The following is a 20,835-nucleotide window of genomic DNA, read 5'->3' as shown; positions in this document are numbered from 1 at the left end:
AACCGTCACGACCCCAGAACCGTCGTGAGGAACTCCCCCACCCACGCCAGCAGCTCCCGCCCCACCAGCGGCTTGCCGCCGATCCTGCCCGTGGTCGGGCGGGGCACCAGCACCTGCTTGGTGGCCGGCTTGAGGACCGTCCGCGGATAGAGCCGCTTCAGGCGCAGCTCCTGCGATTCCCTCAGTTCCACCGGTCCGAAGCGGACGTTGGAGCCCTGGAGGGTGATGTCCGCGACGCCGCAGGCGCGGGCGAGCATGCGCAGACCGGCGACCAGGAGGAGGTTCTCGACCGGCTCCGGCAGCTTGCCGTAGCGGTCGGTCAGCTCCTCGCGGACCGCGGCGATGTCCTCCTCCGTGGCGGCGGAGGCGATGGCGCGGTAGGCCGCCAGGCGCAGCCGCTCGCCGGGCGCGTAGTCGTGCGGGACATGGGCGTCCACCGGGAGCTCGATCTTGACCTCCAGCGGAGGCTCCTCCTCCACGCCCCCCTCGAGTGAAGCGCGGTAGTCGGCGACCGCCTCGCCCACCATCCGTACGTAGAGGTCGAAGCCGACGCCGGCGATATGGCCGGACTGTTCGCCGCCCAGGAGGTTTCCGGCGCCGCGGATCTCGAGGTCCTTCATGGCGACGTACATACCGGCGCCCATCTCGGTGTGCTGGGCGATGGTGGCCAGCCGCTCGTGGGCGGTCTCGGTGAGCGGCTTCTCCGGCGGGTAGAGGAAGTAGGCGTAGCCCCGGTCGCGGCCCCGGCCGACGCGGCCGCGCAGCTGGTGGAGCTGGGAGAGACCGAAGTTGTCGCCGCGCTCGACGATCAGGGTGTTGGCGTTGGAGATGTCGATGCCCGATTCGACGATCGTGGTCGAGACGAGGACGTCGAATTTCTTCTCCCAGAAATCGACGACGACCTGCTCGAGCTGGGACTCGCCCATCTGCCCGTGGGCGGTCTGGATACGGGCCTCGGGGACGATCTCGCGGAGGCGGGCGGCGGCCCGGTCGATGGACTCGACGCGGTTGTGGATGTAGAAGACCTGGCCCTCGCGCAGGAGTTCACGGCGGATGGCGGCGCCGATCTGCTTCTGCTCGTAGGGGCCGACGAACGTCAGGACCGGGTGGCGCTCCTCGGGGGGCGTGGTGATCGTGGACATCTCGCGGATGCCCGTGACCGCCATCTCCAGGGTGCGGGGGATGGGGGTGGCCGACATCGTCAGCACGTCCACGTTGGCGCGGAGCTTCTTGAGCTGCTCCTTGTGCTCGACGCCGAAGCGCTGCTCCTCGTCGACGATGACCAGGCCCAGGTCCTTGAACTTGGTCTCGGCGGAGAACAGGCGGTGGGTGCCGATGACGAGGTCGACCGAGCCCTCCCGCAGGCCCTCCAGCGTCGCCTTGGCCTCGGTGTCGGTCTGGAAACGGGAGAGCGCCTTGACGTTGACCGGGAACTGGCCGTAGCGCTCGGTGAAGGTGCCGTAGTGCTGCTGGACGAGGAGGGTCGTCGGCACGAGGACGGCCACCTGCTTGCCGTCCTGGACGGCCTTGAAGGCGGCGCGGACCGCGATCTCGGTCTTGCCGTAACCGACGTCACCGCAGATCAGACGGTCCATCGGGACCGACTTCTCCATGTCCTCCTTGACCTCGGCAATGGTGGTGAGCTGGTCGGGCGTCTCCGCGTACGGGAAGGCGTCCTCCAGCTCGCGCTGCCAGGGGGTGTCCGGGCCGAAGGTGTGGCCGGGGGCCGCCATCCGCGCCGAGTACAGCTTGATCAGGTCCGCCGCGATCTCCTTGACGGCCTTCTTGGCGCGCGCCTTGGTCTTGGTCCAGTCGGCGCCGCCCAGGCGGTGCAGCGTCGGGGCCTCGCCGCCCACGTACTTGGTGACCTGTTCCAGCTGCTCGGTCGGGATGTAGAGGCGGTCGCCGGGCTGGCCGCGCTTGGCGGGGGCGTACTCGACCAGGAGGTATTCGCGGGTGGCGCCCTGGACCGTGCGCTGCACCATCTCGATGTAGCGGCCGACGCCGTGCTGCTCGTGGACGATGAAGTCGCCGGCCTGGAGGGTGAGCGGGTCGATGGTCTTGCGGCGGCGGGCCGGCATCCGGGCCGCGTCCTTGCCGGCCGCCTTCTGGCCGGAGAGGTCGGTCTCGGTCAGGACGGCGATCTTGAGCTGCGGGTCGATGAAGCCGTTGTCGATCGAACCGCAGGCGACATGGACGAGGGACGGGGAGATCTCCGGCAGGTCCGCGTCCAGCCGGGCGGCGATGCCCTCGCCGCCGAGCACCTCGACCGTACGGGCCGCGGGGCCGTGGCCCTCGGTGACGAAGACCGTGCGCCAGCCGTCGGCGAGCCACTGCTTGGTGTCGGAGAGCGCGCGCTGGGTGTCGCCGCGGTAGCTCTCCGGGGCGTGCATGCCGAGCTTGAGGGTGTCGTCGTCGGCGCCCGCTTCGTCGTCGGCACTGCGCCCGATGTCCCCAGAGGTGAACTGCGACACCGACCACCACATCATGCCCAGCTCACGGGCCCGGTCGCGGACGTCCGCGATGCCCCAGAGGGAGGCCGCGCCGACGTCGATCGGCGCCTCTCCCCCGCCCGCACTCGCCGCCCAGGACGCCTGCAGGAACTCCTGGCTGGTGGCCACCAGGTCGGCGGCCCGCGTCCGTACCCGCTCCGGGTCGCAGACCACGGCCATGCTGCCCTTGGGCAGGACGTCCAGCAGCAGTTCCATGTCGTCGACGAGGACGGGGGCCAGGGACTCCATGCCCTCGACGGCGATCCCCTCGGCGATCTTGCCGAGGAGTTCGCCCAGCTCCGGGTGCTGTTCGGCGAGCGCCGCGGCCCGCTGCCGCACCTTGTCGGTCAGCAGCAGCTCGCGGCACGGCGGCGCCCACAGACCGTGCTCGGCGACTTCCAGGGACCGCTGGTCGGCGACCTTGAAGTAGCGGATCTCCTCGACGTCGTCGCCCCAGAACTCGACCCGGAGCGGATGCTCCTCGGTGGGCGGGAAGACGTCCAGGATGCCGCCGCGGACCGCGAACTCGCCGCGCTTCTCGACCAGCTCGACGCGTGCGTAGGCGGCCGCCGCCAGCCCGTCCACGACCTCCTCGAGGTCGGCGCTCTGCCCCGTGCGCAGACTCACCGGCTCCAGCTCGCCCAGGCCCTTGACCTGCGGCTGGAGCACGGAACGGATCGGGGCGACGACGACGGAGACGGGCCCGGCGGTCGGGTCGTCCCGGCGCGGGTGGGCGAGCCGGCGCAGCACCGCGAGGCGGCGGCCGACGGTGTCCGAGCGCGGTGAGAGCCGCTCGTGCGGCAGCGTCTCCCACGAGGGGAACTCGACGACGGAGTTGTCCTCGCCGGCGGGCATCAGGCTGCGCAGCGCGGCGGCGAGGTCCTCGGCCTCGCGTCCGGTGGCGGTCACCGCGAGCACCGGGCGACCGGACTCGCGGGCCAGCGCCGCCACCGCGAAGGGCCGGGCGGCCGGCGGGCCGACCAGGTCCACATGCGGCCGGTGGCCGTCGGCCGCGGCCTTGACCGCTTCGGCGAGCGCCGGGTCCCGTACGACGGCGTCGAGCAGACCAGTCAGGCTCATGAAAAGGCTTCCGTCCCAGGGAGGCGAACAACGCGACCGCCCGACACGTGCTACGTGCCGGGGCTGCCCACCATACGCCCGCCCGTCGCCCGGCCACCGCCCCTCATCGAGCTTCGCGCCCCTCGCTACCGACAACCGGCCGCCCGAGCCGACGGCCCGTCCACCCAGCGAGAAGCCCCGTTCCGTCCCGCGGCCCCACATGGAAGGGTGTCCCCTACATGCAATCGCATGCAGGGGACGGCGGAGAGGCGGAGGGGCCCGGTGAGCGGCACCACGAAAGGCAGCGAGAGCGCAAGCGACACGGACATAGCGGCGGGCGGCGCACCGGGCTCCGGGCGCGGCCCCGTCGCCGCCGCCCTGATGCTCTCCATGGCGCTGGCCGCCCTCGACTCCACGATCATCGCCACCGCCATCCCGCAGATCGTCGGCGACCTCGGCGGCTTCGCCGTCTTCTCCTGGCTCTTCTCCGGCTATCTGCTCGCCGTCACCGTCACCCTGCCCGTCTACGGCAAGCTCTCCGACACCTTCGGCCGCAAGCCCATCCTGATCGCCGGCATCGTGCTCTTCCTCGTCGGCTCGCTGGCCTGCGCGGGGGCCTGGAACATGGCCTCCCTGATCGCCTTCCGGGTCCTGCAGGGCCTGGGCGGCGGCGCCCTCCAGGGCACCGTCCAGACCGTCGCCGCCGACCTCTACCCGATGAAGGAACGCCCCAAGATCCAGGCCAAACTGTCCTCGGTGTGGGCCACCTCCGCGGTCGCCGGGCCCGCACTGGGCGGCCTGCTCGCCACGTACGCCGGCTGGCGGTGGATCTTCCTGGTCAATGTGCCGGTGGGCGCCGTCGCCCTGTGGCTGATCGGCCGGTACTTCTTCGAGAACAAGGGCGGCACGGAACGGCCCGCACCCGCGCACCGCCCCCGCGTCGACTGGCCCGGCGCGCTCGCCATCTTCGCCACCGGCGGCCTGCTGCTGACCGCACTGGTCCAGGGCGGCGTCGCCTGGCCCTGGCTCTCCACCCCTTCGCTGCTGCTCTTCGGGGGTACGGCGGTGTGCGCGGCGGCCACCGTGCTGATCGAGCGCCGCGCCGCCGAACCGATCATCCCCGGCTGGGTCTGGCGCCGCCGCACCATCTCCGCCGTCAACCTCGCCCTCGGCGCGCTGGGCCTGCTGATGGTCGCCCCCACCGTCTTCCTGCCCACCTACGCCCAGACGGTGCTCGGCCTGGGCCCGACGGCCGCCGGCTTCGTGCTCTCCGTGATGACGCTGAGCTGGCCGGTCTCGGCGGCTCTGAGCAGCCACGTCTACAACCGCATCGGCATCCGCAACTGCGCGCTGACCGGCATGGCCGCGGCGGCGCTGTGCCTGCTCGCCTTCCCCCTGCTGCCCTATCCGGGCGCCGCCTGGCAGCCGGCCCTGATCATGCTGGCGCTCGGCGCCTCCCTCGGCCTGTTCCAGCTGCCGCTGATCATCGGCGTCCAGTCCTCCGTCGGCTACGCCGAACGCGGCACCGCCACCGCCTCCATCCTCTTCTGCCGCCAGGTCGGCCAGTCCCTGGGCGCGGCCCTCTTCGGCGCCATCGCCAACAGCACCCTCAACGACCGTCTCGCCCACGCCCCGGCAGACATCCGGACCGGCCTGCCGGGCGACCTCGACGCCGTCTCGCACGCCCTGGAGAAGGCCGGCGCGCTCACCGCCCGCGCCGCCGACTATCTGCGGCGCGCCGTCGACACCACCGTCGACCACGTCTACCTCGGTGCCGCCGCGGCCGCCGCCCTCGCCGTGCTCGCGCTGCTCCTGCTGGCGCCCCGGCGCTTCCCGGTGCATGCGGATGCCCGTACACAGCGGGAGACGGACGACGCCGGGGCCGCCGCGAAGTAGGCGGACGCGGGCGGCGGCGCGCCGGGTCAGCCCTCCACCCGGCTGTCCGCCGGTTCGTCCAACGGGCCGTCCAGCCGGGGGAGCTCGGTCTCCAGGGTGTCCTCGTTGTCGGGGTCGCAGCCGTCGGGATCGCGGGTGCCGGTGTCGGCGGCAGCGCTTTCGGCACCGCCGTCACCGGAGTCGCCCGCACCGGTGCCGCCGCCCTCACCGTCGGCCGCCGCCCCCGGTTCCGGCCGCGTCTCCGGTTCCGTCTCCGGCTCCGCCTCCGTCCCGTCCTCCAGGCCCTCCGGATCCTTCCCCGTCAGCGCCGCCAGACTGTTGCGGACATGCGCCATATGGGCCCGGACCTCCGCGCGCTCCTCCTCGTGTTCGCGCAGCACCCGCGCCGTAGTGCGCTCGATGCGCTCCGCCTCCACCCTGGCCTGGGCGACGATCGCCACGGCACGGTCGTCCGCGTCCTCCTCGCAGTGCCGGGCGGCCTCCTCGACCTCCGCGACGAGGCGCCGCCGCTCGGCGAGCAGGGCGTCGGCGCGCTCGTCCAGCTCGGCGACCAGCCGGTCCGTCTCGGCCTCGAGGACCGCCAGCTCCCGCCCGGCCGCGTCCCACTCCTCGGCCTGCCGCCGCTCCTGTTCGTGCCACATCTGGTCGGTGCGGTGCCGCATGTCGGCGAGCACCGCGGCCGCCTCACCGCGCCACTGCTCGGCGTCCTCGTCCGCCTCCTCCGCCAGCCCGGCGGCCTCCGCCCGCGCCGCCTCCTCGGTGCGCCGCCCGCTCTCCTCCGCCTCGGCCCGCAGCTCCCGCGACGCCGACTCCGCCGCATCGCGGACCCGGTCGGCGTACTCCATCGCCTCGTCGCGGATCCGCTCGGCCGCCACCTGCGCCTCGGCCCGCAGCCGCTCCGCCTCCGACGTCGCGGTCCGCAGCATCAGCAGGGCGTTCTCGCCCAGGGACTCGAAGGTCTGCGGCGGCAGCTTCGCCACATACTCCTGAAGTTCCGCCAGCTCCGCGTCCATCTCGTTGCAGAGCACGGTCAGCCGCGCCGCCCGCTCCCAGCACGAGTCACGGTCTATTGAGAGCCCCTCCACGCGCCGGTCGACGTCCTCCGGCCGGTAGCCGCGTCCTCGTACGGTCTCGAACCCGTGAGGCGAAACCGAAACACTCATCCCTCAAAGCCCCTTTTCTGGATCGGCTCGAAGCCGCCCTATCGCGACACTTCACCCCTCTCCCACACAAGGATGCGTCAATCGGTGCCAGAAGTCGGAATAACGGCATCGACGCGCAAAGCGCCGAACAGCCGCCGTGCCCCATTTGCGTCCCACAGCAGCACCTCACCGGCGCCCGCCGTCGCCACACCGGGACTGGCCACCGGGACGGTGGCCGCCGCGCCGCCGCCCCCGCCGACCTCCTTCATCGCCCGGGCCATGGCCAGCAGTTCGGGCGTTCCCGACCCGTTGTCGACGGCGACCGCGGCCAGCCCGGCGTCGGCCACCGGCAGCAGCCGGAACGGATCGAAGAGCACGCCGGGCCCCAGCATCTTGTCCGCGACGGCACCGATCAGCTGCCGCTGCCGCTTCACCCGTCCGAGGTCACCTTGCGGGTCGGCATAGCGGGCCCGTACGAACGCCAGCGCCCGCCGCCCGTCCGTCCGATGACAGCCCGCCGCGAAATCCGCCCCGGAACGGGCGTCCCGCAGCGGCCGGTCCAGACACAGCCGCACCCCGCCCAGCGCGTCCACGACCCGCACCAGCCCCAGGAAGTTCACCTCGGCATAGCGGTCGATCCGCAGACCCGTCGCCCCCTCGACCGTACGGGTCAGCAGCCGCGGCCCGCCGGCCCCGTACGCCGCATTGATCTTCGTCCGGCCGTGCCCCGGCACCGGGACGTAACTGTCGCGGGGCAGACTGACCAGATACGGGCCGTGCCGGCCGGAGTGCAGCACCATGATCGTGTCGGTGTTACGGACCGTGTTGTTACCCACGTGCAGGTCATTGCGCTGTTCGGGCGTCAGCGCACCCCGGCTGTCGGACCCGACCAGCAGCCAGTTCGTCCCCTTGCCCGCGGGCGGCCGCCCCACGTAGTCGTCCAGCGCCCCCACATGCCGGACGCGCTCCGCGGCCCATCCGTAGAGGCCGACGGCGGCTGTCCCCACCAGCACCAACAGGGCCACCAGCGCCGCCGGCACCCGGCGGCGCCATGGCCGGCGGGGTCGGCGGGGCCGGCGGGGCAGCCGACGGGGCAGCCGCCCGCGGGCCCGGTAGAGGCTTGCCGAGGGCGGCGATGGCGGTGGCTGACCTATGTAAGCCATGTACGCATGGTCGGGGCGGTCGGCGTGCCTCGCCATTCCGCTGCGCTTTGCCTGGGCCGTACGTTGTCGGCTGTCCCGCCGTGGGAGTGTTTCGCCGTTGCGCCTGTGGCGGGCGGGGGTTGGTTGTCGGCCGCGGTGCCCCTCCTGCGCAGCGGCAACCAGCCCGCCGCAGGCGCAACCGTGGGAAAGCCCGACACGTCGGCCCAGGCACAGCGCAGCGGACGGGCCCGCCGCAGGCGCAACGGTGAGAAGACACCGCGGCGCCGCAGACAAAAAAGTACGGCCCAGGCAAAGCGCAGCGGACCCGTGGGGAGAAACTACAGAAGGCCATCCCACATCTGTTCCAGCAGTACCGACCACCACGTCTCCGGTGAACCCAGTGCCGGCGGGTCCAGCGCGACCAGCTGGGCCTGGAAGTCGACGGTCCAGCGGCCCGCCTGCTCCGGGGTCAGTCCGAACCGCAGCCGCCACATCCGCCCCAGCATCGCCAGACAGCGGACGAACTCCGGCAGCCCGCTGTTGACGAACTGCGGGGTGGCGGGCTGGCCGCCCGGACCGGCCTCCACCGGGACGGCCACGATGTTCGCGGTCCCGTACTGGACACACAGCTGACGGCCGAAGTCGTTGCCCATGACGAGATACGACCCGGCGTCCGCCGCCGGCTGCACCCTCCGCTCCGTAGCCAGCTCCGCCAGCGTCGGCACCGGGCGGCCCGGCTGCGCCTGCGCCCAGAAGAACGGCCCGAAGTCGACCGGCAGCCCGGCCCACACCAGCGTCTGCGCCACCACCTCGGGCACACCCTGCCGGGAGACCGCCCGTTGGTCGAAGCGGAAGATGCCCTGCGGCCCGAAGGCCTGCTCCAGCTCCTGCCCGATCGCCTGCGGCGGCACCGGGGGGATCGGCTGCACCTGCGACGGGTGCGGCAACGGCACCCGCACCGGCGCCGGCCGCGCCGGACCGTCCGCCACCTGGTGCAACTCGCCCTGATGCTCCACCAGATGCCGTACGCCCTGCTGCCGCGAGGCATGGTCCTTGCCGTACGCGGCGGTGTGGCTGATCCGCACCTGGGGCCAGTTGTCGCGGATCATCCGGGCGCAGTAGCCGCCCGGCAGATCGCAGCACTCCAGCTCGGTGTGCAACTCCAGCACCTGCTGCGGCGGGACGTTCATCCCGCGCAGCTCGTGCAGCAGCTGCCACTCCGGGTGCGGGGTACCGGGCGCGGAGCGGCGCACGATCTTCTGCTCCGAGCCGTCGGGTGCGCGGTAGCTGAGGACGGCCATGTAGCCGGGGCCGACGGTCGGCTGGCCGGTCGGGGCCTGGGGGTAGCCGTACGCACCCGGGCCGCCGGGACCACCGGGTCCGGGCGCGCCGGGCGGGCCCGTCGGGACACCAGGCGGCGGGGCGACGGGGCCGGGGCCGGCGTGCGGAGGCATACCGGGACCGGGCGCCGGCGGCGCGGCCGGGGGCATGCCGGGGCCGGGCACCGGGCCGCCCATGCTCGCCTGCAGGGCCGCACCGTCGGCGAGCATCGTCGCCGCGGCATGCACCCCACCGCCGCCGGTACCACCGGCGACGGGCGGGGCCGGCGGAGGCGGCGGACCCGCCTGGCCGCCCTGACTGCCCTGGCTGCCCGCGCCGCGGCCGCCCGCACCGGGCGGGCCGGGCGGGCCCGGCGGCTTGGGCGCACCGGGCGGACCGGGCGGCGAGGGCGGCGGCGGTACGGCGCCGACACCGGCCGCGCCGCCCATGCTCGCCTGCAGGGCCGCACCGTCGGCGAGCATCGTCGCCGCGGCATGCACCCCACCGCGGCCGGCGCCACCGGCGACGGGCGGCGCGGGCGGAGGCGGTGCCCCCGGCCCCTGCGTCCCCTCGCCGGACGCGTTGGCGTCACCCTGCGGCCCGTCCACCGCGCTCAGGTCCAGATCCGCCGCATCCAGCTGGGACACCAGCTGCGTCGGTACATAACCTCCCGCGGGCGCACCGGGCGGCCGTACCTCGGCCTTGCCCGTCGCGGCGTCGGCGACCTCCGCGGGGGCCGGACGGCGGCCCGCGCCGGGCACGCCGGGCGGCGGGGGCGGGCCCCCGGCATTCCCGGTGCCGCGTGGGTTGCCTGCGTTGCCTGCGTTTCCGGGCAGCGAGGAGCCGTCGGCGAGCATCGTCGCCGCGGCGTGCACACCGCCACCCGCGGGCGGCGCGGGCGGAGGCGGCGGCGTCCCCGGGCCGGGGGCACCCGGCACGGCGGCGCCCGGCGGCGGCGGGACCTCGCCCACCGGCGGGCCGGACGGCGGCGGCAGGTCCGACAGCCCAGGCGCCGCGGGCGGCATCGGCGGCGGCGCGGGCGGCCCGCCGGGACGGCCGTCCGCAGGACCGTTCTGCGGCATCTCCACCGCAGGCGCGACCTGCGTCCGCGGCAACTGGCTGCCGCCCTGCAGCAGTTCGGTCTTCGCCTCCGGCCGCGCGCGCGGCGTCGACGGCGGGGTGTCGGACGACTCGTCGATCTCGGCGATCCCGTCGATGTCGGCCAGCGGCGCCGTGAACACCGTCTCGGGCAGCCCCACCGACCGGTCCTCGGCGCCCTCGGTGCTCGTCGTGTCCGCACCGGCCCAGGGGGTCGAGGGTGCGGCAGCCGGGGACGACGGAGCCAGAGCAGGTGTCGGAGCAGCGGGTGGCGGGGCGGCTGCCGGTGACGGCGCCGCGGGCGGCGGAGCGGCAGCCGGTGACGGAGCCGGCGCCCCGGCCCCGCCACCGCGCCGCCGGTCCGGAATCCCTATCGCGTCCGCCGCCTCCTGCAGCCACTCCGGCGGCGTCAGCAAGAACGACGTCGCCTCCAGATCCACCCGCTGCGGCGGCGGCTCGGCGGCGCCGTACCCGCCGTCCACCGGCGTGCCGTACTCCTCCTCGTACCGCCGGATCACCTCACCCACCGGCAGCCCCGGCCACAGCGTCGTCTCCCCGCTGTCCCGCGCGATCACCAGCCGGGCCCGGCCGCCGTCCGTCGCCGGACCACCGTCCCGGTCCTCGGCCCAGGCCACAAAGCCCAGATCGAACTCCCGCACCCGCACCTCGCGGTGCTGCGGCGTCGGTACATCGCCGTTGACCCAGTGCTCGGCACGCTCCTGCGCCTGCGCGAACGTCACCATCGCGCGCTCACCCCTCCACCGCGACGGCCTGCGCGAAGCCGCCGTCCACCATCAGGTTCGCCACGGTCTCCAGCTCCGGCGGATTGCCCGCCAGCCGCTGCAGGAACTCATCGAAATCCGCCCCGCACGGCAACAGCAGCCCCTCGACCCGCTCCTGCACCGTCAGACCGTCCCGGTCCCGGGCATCGTCGTACGGACAGAACCACACCGAACCCAGCGCCGCACCGCGCACCTTCACCGCGACCACACCGCCCTGCACGAACGCCACACCCAGATAGTCCTTGGTGAAGTGGTCCCGCAGACACTTGTTCACATAGACGAGATCATTGACGGCCGCGTCATCGCGCACCGTGAAGAACGGCTGGTCGACCAGCAGCCCCAGCTCCGCATCGAGCGCCGCACCCACCGGCGCACACCCGCCCGCCGCCTTCAGGAACGTCCGGTACGCACCCGGCAGCCGGTAGCCCAGCGCCTCCTCCGCCTGCGCCACCTGCTCCTCACCCACCGCCAGATCACGCCGCGGCACCCCGAAATGCGCCGGCCGCGTCTCCTGCAACGGCCGCGTCCCGCGCTTGCCGTGCTCCACCGCAGCCGTCGCCAGCCCGCCGTGATGCCGCAGCAGCGCCTTCACCTCGACGGGAATCAGCTCCATCCGCCGCGTACCGGGCACGTGATGCCAGGTCCAGCCGTGCGGCGTCGCCACCACCGGAACGTCTATCCACAGCTCGTGCCCCTGCGCATGCAGCGCCGCGTTCGCCGACACATAGTCCGTCAACCGCAGCTCGTCGACGCCGAAGCCCTCCGGCGGCTCGGCGATCTCCGCAGCCGCCCGCGCATACGGCGTGAACACCGGGAAACCGTTCGCGTCCACCCGTACCCCCGCGGGATACCGGGCGGCCCGCACCGGATCCGGGAAATGCACGACCTGCCCGGCATAGGCCGAATTCGGTGGCGCGGCATGCTGCTGCCCGAGCCGACCTGTCGTCATCGCGGTTGCCCCCTGGCTGGATCTGGCTTTGGGGCACAGCCTATGCCGTGCCGCAACACCCTCCCGCCGCCCCCGGCACCCCCCACGTCAGCCCGCCGACACGCCACCCACACCCGCCGCCCGCCTTCCCCCGACCGCCGTAAGCCACCCCGCCCACCAGCCCTGTTTCCCCTCAGCCGACGAACCGTCACGTACCAGTGACATCGCCGACAGCATGTCCGACTACCACAACACCCAGCACATTTGGCAGGCTGACTCGCAGCCGGGGGATTGCAGGGAGGGAAAGCACCGACAATGAGCACCACCGCACATCAGCACACCGCCGCCACCGGCGACCCCCGCATCGGCTGGAGCGCCACCGCCGACACCGACCGCGCCCCCGCCCTCGCCCACCGCCGCGACGGCATCCTCCCCACCGTCGGCGCCGCCTTGTCGGTACGCGGACAAACCCTCACCTGTACGGCAAGCAAAGCGGAACAGCCCCCCGCCCTGCACCCCCTCGTCCAGGACTTCCTCGACGCCCTCGGCACCGACCGGCGCGAACGCTTCACCGGACGATGTCCCGAAGCCGTACTGCTCTCCCGCCACCTCACCGCGGTCGAGGCCAACCGCAGCAAACGCGCCTCCCGCAAACCCCTCACCAACGGCGAGGCCCGCCGCTCCCTGAAACACTCCAAGATCACCGCACGCCACATCCGCGAGGACGGCGACCCCCGCCACGGCGGCTACGCCCCGCCCTGCCGCTCCTGCGACGCCCTCCTCGCCCACTTCGGCGTCATGCCCATCGACGGCACGACGCCCTCAGGGAGCTGACCGCCACCATGCCGCCCACCGCCGTACCCCCCGCCCGCAACCACGCAGGCTCCACCCGCTTCCCCGCCGCCGTCGACGTCGCCCTCCAACAAGCCGGCTGGCAACCCGGCCGCTGGGACATAAAGCAGGCCGAACACTGGGCCGACACCCTCCGCGCCCACACCTCCCCCGCCGGCCACCGCCACACCGTCTTCCCCGCCGCCGTCGAAGCCTGGGCCGAATTCGGCGGCCTGACCATCACCGGCACCGGCCCCGGCCGCCACATCGCCCCCACCCCCTTCACCCTCGACCCCCTCCACGGCCTCCACCTCGCCCGCACCCTCGGCGACCTCGGCCGCGCCCTCGACACCGACGTCGCCCCCCTCGGCCAGGAAGAAATCCCCGACGCCAACGGCACCCCCACCGGCCAGGCCGTCCTCGCCATCGACACCCAGGGCCGCATCTACAGCCTCGACCACACCGGCGACTGGTACCTCGGCCCCGACATCGACCACGCCCTCGGCACCCTCGTCCAGGGAACCCGCCCCGCCCGGCTCGGAGTCGCACCACAGGGATGAGCCCCCACGGGCCGGCACACGACCCCGCCGGGCCCACGCACCCACGGCCTCACGGCCTCACGGCCTACGCGCTCACCCGCTCAGGAACTTCCGGGCCCACGCACTCACGGGTTTCCCGGGTCAGGCACTCACGGGTTTCCGTGCTCACGCACTCACCGGCTTCCGGGCCAGCAGATAAGCCTGCGGCGTCACCTCCCCCAGAACCGCCTCCCGCTCCAGCCGCGCCTCCACATCGAACCCGGCCGCACGCAGCTGCCCGGCAACACGACCGGGCAACAGCCGGTGGAACACGAGCGACACCCGATGCCCGAACGCCTCCGCATAACGCGACGGCTCCTCGCCCACCTGAAAACCGAGCAGCAGACGACCGCCGGGCGCCAGCACCCGGTAGAACTCGGCCAGCACCCCCGGAACCGCCTCCGGCGCAATATGGATCAGCGAATACCAGGCACTGACACCACCGAGCGCACCATCCGCCACATCCAGCGCGGTCATCGAGCCCTCCTCGAACCGCACCCCCGGATGCTCCCGACGCGCCCGCGCCACCATCTCCGGCGACAGATCGACCCCGGACACCTCCAGCCCCAGCCCGGCCAAATGCGCCGTCACCCACCCCGGCCCGGACCCGACATCGAGAACCCGCCCCCCGCCGTCCGCCCGCACATACGCGGCAAACGCGCCGAGCATCGCCAGCCCCAGCGTCTTGCTCTCGAACTCACCACGGAAATTCTCGATGTACTCCGCGGCTATGGCGTCATAGCCCGCCCGGGTGTCAGCCAGAAACGAGGGTTCGGCCATGGATTCGGTCATGGGTTCGGTCATGACCATGACCGTAACGCCGGGACGGCCCCCGAACCGGCCCTACCCCGCATCCCCACACCACCCCCCGTGACCGGCACCGACTCACCCGCCGGACCCGGCCACCCCCACCGGCACCACCGCCGACACCCGAAAGCCCCCCGCCTCCGTAGGCCCCGACACAAACACACCCCCCAGAGCCGTCACCCGCTCCCGCATCCCCACCAGACCATTACCCCCACTGGGCAACCCCGCATCCGCCGCCCCCCGCTCCGAGGGACCGTTCTCCACCTGAACCGCCACCTCATCCCCCCGATGCGCCAACCTCACCCGCGCCCGCGCACCCGGCGCATGCTTGTGCACATTCGTCAGCGCCTCCTGCACCACCCGGTACACGGCCTGCTCCACCCCCACCGCATACGACCGCCCCCCGGCACCCCCGGCCCCCTCGACCGACAGCTCCACCACCATCCCCGCCGCCCGGGACTGCCCCACCAGATCCCCCAGCTCCGCCAGCGACGGCCCATCCCCCTCCACCTCAGCCGACACCGCCTCCGGCTCGGCCCGGCGAGCCGCCCGGTCCGCCACCGCCACCAACCGCTCCGACGCATCCGGCCCCACAGCCCCCCGCACCGTCGCCGCCCCCTCAGCCGTACGCAACACCCCGAGCATCTCCCGCAACTCCGTCAGCGCCTGCCGCCCCATATCCCCCACCAGCGCCGCATTCTTCGACGCCTTCTCCGGATCCTTCAGCGCCACCGCCTGCAACGCCGCCGCATGCACCACCATCAGACTCACCCGATGCGCGACCACGTCATGCATCTCCCGCGCAATCCGCGTCCGCTCCTCATTACGAGCCCACTCCGCCCGCTCCTCGGCCCGGTCCGCCAACAACGACAGCTCCCGCTCCAGACCGTCCGCCCGCTCCCGCAGACTCTCCACCAACCGCCGCCGCGCCCCGACGTACAACCCCCACAACACCGGCGGCGCCGTCATCACCAGCCCCACCGCAACCGACATCGCCGGCACCACCCACACCGGCGGATTGAAGTCCTCCTGCGACACCACGTCCTGCCGCAGACTGAGATACGTCGTCACCAGCGTCCCCAGCACCGACATCCCGGCCAGCAACCCCGTGATCCGCCGCGGCACATCCGACGCCGCCAGCGTGTACAGACCCACGATCCCCAGCAGCGCCCCCAGCTCCGCCGGCATCACCGCGATCGACGTCAGCACCACCACAACCGGCCACCGCCGACGCACCAGCAGCACGGGCCCCGCCACCAGACCGAGCAACATCCCGACCGGCTCCGGCAACCCCGCCCCATGCGCAAAAGGCACACCCTCGGCGACACACTCCAACGTCGAAGCGACCGCCAGCAACACATCCAGCACGGCACTACGCCGCCGCCCCCACCACCACGGCCCACCCCCGGGCGCGCCCCGCGCCCCCGTACTTTCCCTTGCCCCCGTCGCGCTCATACGGACCAGCGTACGGGCGTCCGCCCGGGGTCCTCCGACGAGCACTCCGGCACACGTCAGGCCCATTACGTGCCACTACCGCCATATATCGCTCGAACTAATGAATCGCCCGCATTTTCGACCCGCGCGGCACGTGACGGACGACACCCTGTTCCCATGACGCACACCCGTCGGGATCACCCCGACTTCGAAGCCTTACGGCCACAGGCCGTGGCCCTGCGACGGGCGGGGCTCAGCCGGCGGCAGATCCACGAGCGCCTCGGCCCCCTCACCGATGCCACGCTCACCCACCTCCTGGAGGGCGAGCCGCCTCCCGAGTGGACCAAGCGCCCCAACGCCAAGGACGACCTGCGCGAGAAGGCCCGCGAGCTGCGGCGGGCCGGGAAGACGTACGACGAGATCGTGGCGGAGCTGGGGGTGGCCAAGAGCTCGGTCTCACTCTGGGTCCGGGACCTGCCCAAGCCCAGGAAATCTCCGGAAGCCATGCATCAGATGCGTGAGGCGCGGTGGGCGCCGTATCGCGAAGCGCGGGATCGTCAGCGAGAGAAGACCAAGGCGGAGGCTGCCGACGAGATCAGTTCCATGTCGGACCGGGAGCTGCTCGCCGCAGGAACGGCCCTCTACTGGGCAGAGGGAGCCAAGAGCAAGCCGCACAACCCACAGGAAAACGTGCAGTTCGTCAACAGCGACCCGGGGGTGATTCGCGTCTTCCTGGCCTGGCTGAACCTTCTCGGCGTGGAGCCGCAGCGAATCAGCTATCGGGCGATGATCCACATCACAGCCGACGTAGAAGCCGCCGAGGGTTACTGGGCCGACTTCGTCGGCATCGGCATCTCCAGGCTGCAGAAGACCACACTCAAGAAGCACAACCCCAAGACCAACCGCAAGAACACCGGAGAGGCCTACCGCGGCTGCCTCGTGGTCCGGGTTCGACAAGGCGCTGATCTATACCGTCGCATCGAAGGCTGGTGGTACGGCATAGTGTTGGGTGCCGAGCGGCGACCAGCCTGACGGGATGTCCGGTTTGACCCGCTCTACCATCCCCTGTGGTGTAATTGGCAGCACTGAGGCTTTTGGTGCCTTATGTCCGGGTTCGAGTCCTGGCAGGGGAGCGCAGCAAAGTTCGGGTCCTGGCGGGCAAGCCAGGACCCGCCGTCGTTTCCGCAACCAAACGCCCCGGTATCCTTCGGATGACCACCACCCGAAGCAGTCAAGAAGCCGAAGGGCATCCCCGTGAGCGCCAACCGCCCGGCAGCCGTCGTCGTTCTCGCAGCGGGTGAGGGCACCCGCATGAAGTCGGCGACCCCCAAGGTCCTGCACGCGATCTGCGGCCGCTCCCTCGTCGGACATGTCGTCGCCGCCTCCCGCGAGCTGGACCCCGAGCACCTCGTCGTGATCGTCGGCCACGGCCGTGAGCAGGTGACGGCTCATCTCGCCGAGGTCGACCCGGCCGTCCGTACCGCCGTGCAGCACGAGCAGAACGGCACCGGTCACGCCGTACGCGTCGGCCTGGAGGAGCTGGCCGACACGGGTGCCGCCCTCGACGGCACGGTCGTCGTCGTGTGCGGCGACACCCCGCTCCTGACCGGCGAGACGCTGAAGCGGCTCAGCGACACCCATGCCGCCGACAAGAACGCCGTCACCGTGCTGACCGCCGAGGTCCCGGACTCGACCGGCTACGGCCGGATCGTGCGGGACGCGACCTCCGGCGCCGTGACCGCGATCGTCGAGCACAAGGACGCGAGCGAGGAGCAGCGGGCGATCCGGGAGATCAATTCCGGGGTGTTCGCGTTCGACGCGAAGCTGCTGGTGGATGCGCTGGGCAAGGTGCGTACGGACAACAGTCAGGGTGAGGAGTACCTGACGGATGTCCTGGGCATCGTGCGCGAGGCGGGGCACCGGGTGGGTGCGGCGGTGGCGGGTGATCATCGCGAGATTCTGGGGATCAACAACCGGGTGCAGCTGGCCGAGGCGCGCCGACTGCTGAACGAGCGCCTGCTGGAGCGGGCGATGCTGGCCGGTGTGACGGTGGTGGACCCGGCGTCGACGTGGGTCGATGTGGCGGTGGAGTTCGAGCCGGATGCGGTGGTGCACCCGGGTACGCAGCTGCTGGGGGCGACGCGTGTCGGTGGCGGTGCGGAGGTCGGGCCGAGTTCGCGGCTGACGGACACGGTTGTCGGTGCGGGTGCTGTGGTGTCTTTCACGGTGGCGGAGGGTGCGCGTATCGGGGAGTCGGCGTCGGTCGGTCCTTATGCGTATCTGCGGCCGGGTACGGATCTTGGCCGGAAGGCGAAGGCCGGTACGTATGTGGAGATGAAGGCGGCGTCGATCGGGGAAGGTACGAAGGTGCCGCATCTTTCCTATGTGGGGGATGCGACGATCGGCGAGTACACCAACATCGGTGCGGCGAGTGTCTTCGTGAATTACGACGGTGAGGCGAAGCACCACACCACTGTGGGTTCCCATTGCAAGACGGGGTCGGACAACATGTTTGTGGCTCCTGTCACGATCGGGGACGGCGCTTATACGGCGGCGGGCTCGGTCATTACCAAGGATGTGCCCCCGGGTTCGCTGGCGGTCGCGCGTGGCCAGCAGCGGAATATCGAGGGTTGGGTCGCGCGTAAGCGGCCCGGAAGCGCCGCCGCGCAGGCCGCTTCGGCAGCTCGCCAGGAGTCCGAAGGCGAGCGGTGACCGTGCAACGGGTGCGCCGTGCGGGGCGTACCGTGATGAGCGCACGCAAACAGGAATTCGAGGAGATTTGCTGTGACCGGGATCAAGACGACCGGCGAGAAGAAGCTGATGCTCTTCTCCGGCCGCGCCCACCCCGAGCTGGCCGAGGAGGTCGCGCACCAGCTGGGTGTGGGCCTGGTCCCGACGAAGGCGTTCGACTTCGCCAACGGTGAGATCTATGTCCGCTATCAGGAGTCGGCGCGTGGTGCGGACTGCTTTTTGATTCAGAGCCACACGGCTCCGATCAATAAGTGGATCATGGAGCAGCTGATCATGATTGATGCGCTGAAGCGGGCTTCGGCTCGTAGCATCTCCGTGATCGTGCCGTTCTACGGTTATGCGCGGCAGGACAAGAAGCACCGTGGCCGTGAGCCGATTTCGGCGCGGCTGATCGCGGATTTGATGAAGACCGCGGGTGCGGACCGTGTGGTGACGGTGGATCTGCACACGGATCAGATCATGGGCTTCTTCGACGGTCCGGTGGATCACCTTTTTGCGCTGCCGGTGCTGGCGGATTATGTCGGTGCGAAGGTGGACCGGGACAAGCTGACGGTGGTTTCGCCGGATGCGGGCCGGGTGCGGGTTGCCGACCGTTGGTGTGACCGTCTGGGTGCGCCGCTGGCGATTGTGCACAAGCGGCGTGACAAGGACGTGGCGAATCAGGTCACGGTGCATGAGGTCGTCGGTGATGTGAAGGACCGGGTGTGTGTCCTGGTCGACGACATGATCGACACGGGTGGCACGATCTGCGCCGCGGCGGATGCGCTGTTCGCGAATGGTGCGGCGGACGTGATCGTGACGGCGACGCATGGTGTGCTGTCGGGTCCGGCGGCGGACCGGCTGAAGAATTCGAAGGTGAGTGAGTTCGTGTTCACGAATACGCTGCCGACGCCTTCGGAGCTGGAGCTGGACAAGATCACGGTGCTGTCGATGGCGCCGACGATTGCGCGGGCGATCCGTGAGGTGTTCGAGGACGGTTCGGTGACGAGCCTGTTCGAGGAGCAGTAGGCACCGCTGCTGTAGATCGCCCGCGTCCGGCGGACGCTGTAGATCCATTTTGGGGTGGCCTTCCCGCCGGGTAGACTCATCGAGTTGCTCGGCGAGGGAGGCCGCCCTTTTGTGGTGGCTGTCCGTTATCGACGCGCTCTTCGTAGCAGGTCTGTCGTGGGCCGGGTGACGCCCACCAGATGTTTCTGAGATACGAGGAGTGCTGTTATGGCTGAGGTCAAGCTTTCCGCCGAGCTGCGTACCGACTTCGGTAAGGGCGCGGCCCGTCGCACCCGCCGTGAGAACAAGGTTCCGGCGGTCATTTACGGTCACGGTGCGGAGCCGCAGCACATCGCCATCGACAGCCACGCGCTGATGATGGCGCTGAAGACCCCCAACGCCCTGCTTCGCCTGGACATCGATGGCAAGAGCGAGCTGGTCATCCCCAAGGCTGTGCAGCGTGAGGCGATCCGCCGGTTCCTCGTGCACGTGGACTTCCTGGCCGTGAAGAAGGGCGAGAAGGTCTCCGTCGAGGTGCCGATCGTGACCGAGGGCGACCTGGCTCCGGGCGGCAACCTGCTGGAGCACGTGCTGAACGCGCTGCCGATCGAGGCCGAGGCCACCCACATCCCGGAGTCGGTGACCGTCTCCATCGCGGGTCTGGACGCGGGTGCGTCGGTGCTGGCCAAGGACGTCACCCTGCCGTCGGGTGCTTCGCTGGCCGTTGAGGACGAGGCCGTTGTGCTGCAGGTTGTCGCGGCGCAGGCGGAGGCTCCGGCCGAGGAGGGCGCCGAGGGCGAGGAAGCCGCCGAGGCCTGATCGCCGGGTTCTTCCTGATCGCCGGGATTCTTTCTGTGACCGTCGTTCCGCGCCGCCGGCGTGGGGCGGCGGTCGCGTCGTTGAGGGAGCGTGCAGATGTCGGATGCGGGTGCGGGGGCGGACAGTCCCTGGCTGATTGTGGGGCTGGGTAATCCTGGTCCCGAGTACGCGGGGAACCGGCACAATGTCGGTTTCATGGTCGCGGATCTCCTGGCCGAGCGGGTGGGCGGCCGTTTCAAGGCGCACAAGGCGCGGGCTCAGGTGGTGGAGGGCCGGATCGGTGTGCCGGGTCCGGGGAGTCGCCGGGTGGTGGTGGCGAAGCCGATGTCCTTCATGAATCTGTCGGGGGGCCCGACGACGGCCCTGCGAGATTTCTACAAGGTTCCGGTGTCCCGCATCGTGGCGGTTCACGATGAGTTGGATATTGATTACGGTGCGCTGCGGTTGAAGTTGGGTGGGGGCGACAACGGGCACAACGGTCTGAAGTCGATCACGAAGTCGCTGGGTGCGGAGTATCACCGGGTGCGGTTCGGGATCGGTCGTCCGCCGGGCCGTATGCCGGTTGCGGACTTTGTGCTGAAGGACTTTTCGTCCGCGGAGCGCAAGGAGCTGGATTACTTCGTGGATCGTGCGGCGGATGCGGTGGAGGCGTTGGTCGTGGACGGTCTGGAGCGGGCGCAGGGTACGTACAACTCGTAGGCGTACGTCCTGTGGTTGCCCGTGAGCCGGTAATTGTCTGTGGGCCGGTAATTGTCCGTGGGCCGGTGCA

The 20,835-nt window shown here is 71.3% G+C and carries 15 protein-coding genes and 1 tRNA gene; 9 read left to right on the top strand and 7 right to left on the bottom strand.

Features of this window, described 5'->3' with window-relative positions; all coding sequences use genetic code 11:
* Positions 1 to 5: 5 nt before the first annotated feature.
* Positions 6 to 3,572, bottom strand: coding sequence for a transcription-repair coupling factor (mfd, locus tag ADL29_RS16405; RefSeq protein ID WP_053924382.1), 3,567 nt, complete (start codon positions 3,570 to 3,572; stop codon positions 6 to 8).
* Positions 3,573 to 3,833: 261 nt separating this feature from the next.
* Between mfd and ADL29_RS16400 the strand changes: the two genes are divergently transcribed.
* Entirely contained in the window at positions 3,834 to 5,447 is a 1,614-nt protein-coding gene (locus tag ADL29_RS16400; protein WP_053924381.1) for an MFS transporter, read from the top strand.
* Between the two features lie 26 nt (positions 5,448 to 5,473).
* Here the strand turns inward: ADL29_RS16400 and ADL29_RS16395 are convergent, their stop codons facing one another.
* The 4 genes from ADL29_RS16395 to ADL29_RS16380 form a co-directional block, all read right to left on the bottom strand.
* Positions 5,474 to 6,610, bottom strand: a complete 1,137-nt coding sequence (locus ADL29_RS16395) for a coiled-coil domain-containing protein (protein WP_245689451.1) — start codon at positions 6,608 to 6,610, stop codon at positions 5,474 to 5,476.
* A 77-nt stretch (positions 6,611 to 6,687) separates the two neighbouring features.
* Entirely contained in the window at positions 6,688 to 7,752 is a 1,065-nt protein-coding gene (locus ADL29_RS16390) for an LCP family protein (RefSeq protein WP_078971049.1), read from the bottom strand.
* Between the two features lie 317 nt (positions 7,753 to 8,069).
* The gene (locus tag ADL29_RS16385; RefSeq protein WP_053924378.1) at positions 8,070 to 10,892 is read right to left on the bottom strand and encodes an SUKH-4 family immunity protein; all 2,823 of its coding nucleotides are present in this window, start codon (positions 10,890 to 10,892) and stop codon (positions 8,070 to 8,072) included.
* 7 nt (positions 10,893 to 10,899) lie between these two features.
* Complete coding sequence (locus ADL29_RS16380) at positions 10,900 to 11,880, bottom strand: SMI1/KNR4 family protein (RefSeq protein ID WP_053924377.1); 981 nt, start codon at positions 11,878 to 11,880, stop codon at positions 10,900 to 10,902.
* Positions 11,881 to 12,174: 294 nt separating this feature from the next.
* On the opposite strand from ADL29_RS16380, the gene ADL29_RS16375 reads away from it, so the two are divergent.
* A complete protein-coding gene (locus ADL29_RS16375; protein ID WP_053924376.1) occupies positions 12,175 to 12,693 on the top strand; it encodes a YwqJ-related putative deaminase in 519 nt (172 codons plus the stop codon).
* A gap of 8 nt (positions 12,694 to 12,701) precedes the next feature.
* Entirely contained in the window at positions 12,702 to 13,250 is a 549-nt protein-coding gene (locus ADL29_RS16370; RefSeq protein WP_053924375.1) for an SUKH-3 domain-containing protein, read from the top strand.
* A 144-nt stretch (positions 13,251 to 13,394) separates the two neighbouring features.
* Here ADL29_RS16370 and ADL29_RS16365 read toward each other — a convergent pair whose 3' ends face one another.
* Positions 13,395 to 14,072: a class I SAM-dependent DNA methyltransferase gene (locus tag ADL29_RS16365; RefSeq protein WP_245689449.1), complete on the bottom strand. Its 678-nt coding sequence runs from the start codon at positions 14,070 to 14,072 to the stop codon at positions 13,395 to 13,397.
* 81 nt (positions 14,073 to 14,153) lie between these two features.
* Complete coding sequence (locus ADL29_RS16360) at positions 14,154 to 15,530, bottom strand: sensor histidine kinase (RefSeq protein WP_053924374.1); 1,377 nt, start codon at positions 15,528 to 15,530, stop codon at positions 14,154 to 14,156.
* A 156-nt stretch (positions 15,531 to 15,686) separates the two neighbouring features.
* Between ADL29_RS16360 and ADL29_RS16355 the strand changes: the two genes are divergently transcribed.
* The 6 genes from ADL29_RS16355 (at position 15,687) to pth (ending at position 20,765) form a co-directional block, all read left to right on the top strand.
* Positions 15,687 to 16,541, top strand: coding sequence for a hypothetical protein (locus tag ADL29_RS16355; RefSeq protein WP_053924373.1), 855 nt, complete (start codon positions 15,687 to 15,689; stop codon positions 16,539 to 16,541).
* A 29-nt stretch (positions 16,542 to 16,570) separates the two neighbouring features.
* Positions 16,571 to 16,642, top strand: a tRNA-Gln gene (locus ADL29_RS16350).
* Between the two features lie 121 nt (positions 16,643 to 16,763).
* Complete coding sequence (gene glmU / locus ADL29_RS16345) at positions 16,764 to 18,221, top strand: bifunctional UDP-N-acetylglucosamine diphosphorylase/glucosamine-1-phosphate N-acetyltransferase GlmU (protein WP_078971044.1); 1,458 nt, start codon at positions 16,764 to 16,766, stop codon at positions 18,219 to 18,221.
* A gap of 72 nt (positions 18,222 to 18,293) precedes the next feature.
* Entirely contained in the window at positions 18,294 to 19,268 is a 975-nt protein-coding gene (locus ADL29_RS16340) for a ribose-phosphate diphosphokinase (RefSeq protein ID WP_053924371.1), read from the top strand.
* Positions 19,269 to 19,475: 207 nt separating this feature from the next.
* Positions 19,476 to 20,066 carry a 50S ribosomal protein L25/general stress protein Ctc gene (locus tag ADL29_RS16335; protein ID WP_053924370.1) on the top strand — a complete coding sequence of 197 codons (591 nt, stop codon included), beginning with the start codon at positions 19,476 to 19,478 and terminating at the stop codon, positions 20,064 to 20,066.
* 96 nt (positions 20,067 to 20,162) lie between these two features.
* A complete protein-coding gene (gene pth, locus ADL29_RS16330) occupies positions 20,163 to 20,765 on the top strand; it encodes an aminoacyl-tRNA hydrolase (RefSeq protein WP_053924369.1) in 603 nt (200 codons plus the stop codon).
* The last annotated feature ends 70 nt before the right edge of the window (positions 20,766 to 20,835 follow it).

This window comes from Streptomyces chattanoogensis (genome assembly GCF_001294335.1).
Taxonomy (GTDB): Bacteria; Actinomycetota; Actinomycetes; order Streptomycetales; family Streptomycetaceae; genus Streptomyces; species Streptomyces chattanoogensis.
Note: the sequence above shows the minus strand (reverse complement) of the source record. Positions and strands in the feature narration are given on the sequence as shown.

Coding starts and splice junctions, on each gene's coding strand:
- mfd (WP_053924382.1), bottom strand. CDS start 3,572: ATGAGCCTGACTGGTCTGCTCGACGCCGTCGTACGGGACCCGGCGCTC.
- ADL29_RS16395 (WP_245689451.1), bottom strand. CDS start 6,610: ATGAGTGTTTCGGTTTCGCCTCACGGGTTCGAGACCGTACGAGGACGC.
- ADL29_RS16390 (WP_078971049.1), bottom strand. CDS start 7,752: ATGGCTTACATAGGTCAGCCACCGCCATCGCCGCCCTCGGCAAGCCTC.
- ADL29_RS16385 (WP_053924378.1), bottom strand. CDS start 10,892: ATGGTGACGTTCGCGCAGGCGCAGGAGCGTGCCGAGCACTGGGTCAAC.
- ADL29_RS16380 (WP_053924377.1), bottom strand. CDS start 11,880: ATGACGACAGGTCGGCTCGGGCAGCAGCATGCCGCGCCACCGAATTCG.
- ADL29_RS16375 (WP_053924376.1), top strand. CDS start 12,175: ATGAGCACCACCGCACATCAGCACACCGCCGCCACCGGCGACCCCCGC.
- ADL29_RS16370 (WP_053924375.1), top strand. CDS start 12,702: ATGCCGCCCACCGCCGTACCCCCCGCCCGCAACCACGCAGGCTCCACC.
- ADL29_RS16365 (WP_245689449.1), bottom strand. CDS start 14,072: ATGACCGAACCCATGACCGAATCCATGGCCGAACCCTCGTTTCTGGCT.
- ADL29_RS16360 (WP_053924374.1), bottom strand. CDS start 15,530: ATGAGCGCGACGGGGGCAAGGGAAAGTACGGGGGCGCGGGGCGCGCCC.
- ADL29_RS16355 (WP_053924373.1), top strand. CDS start 15,687: ATGACGCACACCCGTCGGGATCACCCCGACTTCGAAGCCTTACGGCCA.
- ADL29_RS16335 (WP_053924370.1), top strand. CDS start 19,476: ATGGCTGAGGTCAAGCTTTCCGCCGAGCTGCGTACCGACTTCGGTAAG.
- pth (WP_053924369.1), top strand. CDS start 20,163: ATGTCGGATGCGGGTGCGGGGGCGGACAGTCCCTGGCTGATTGTGGGG.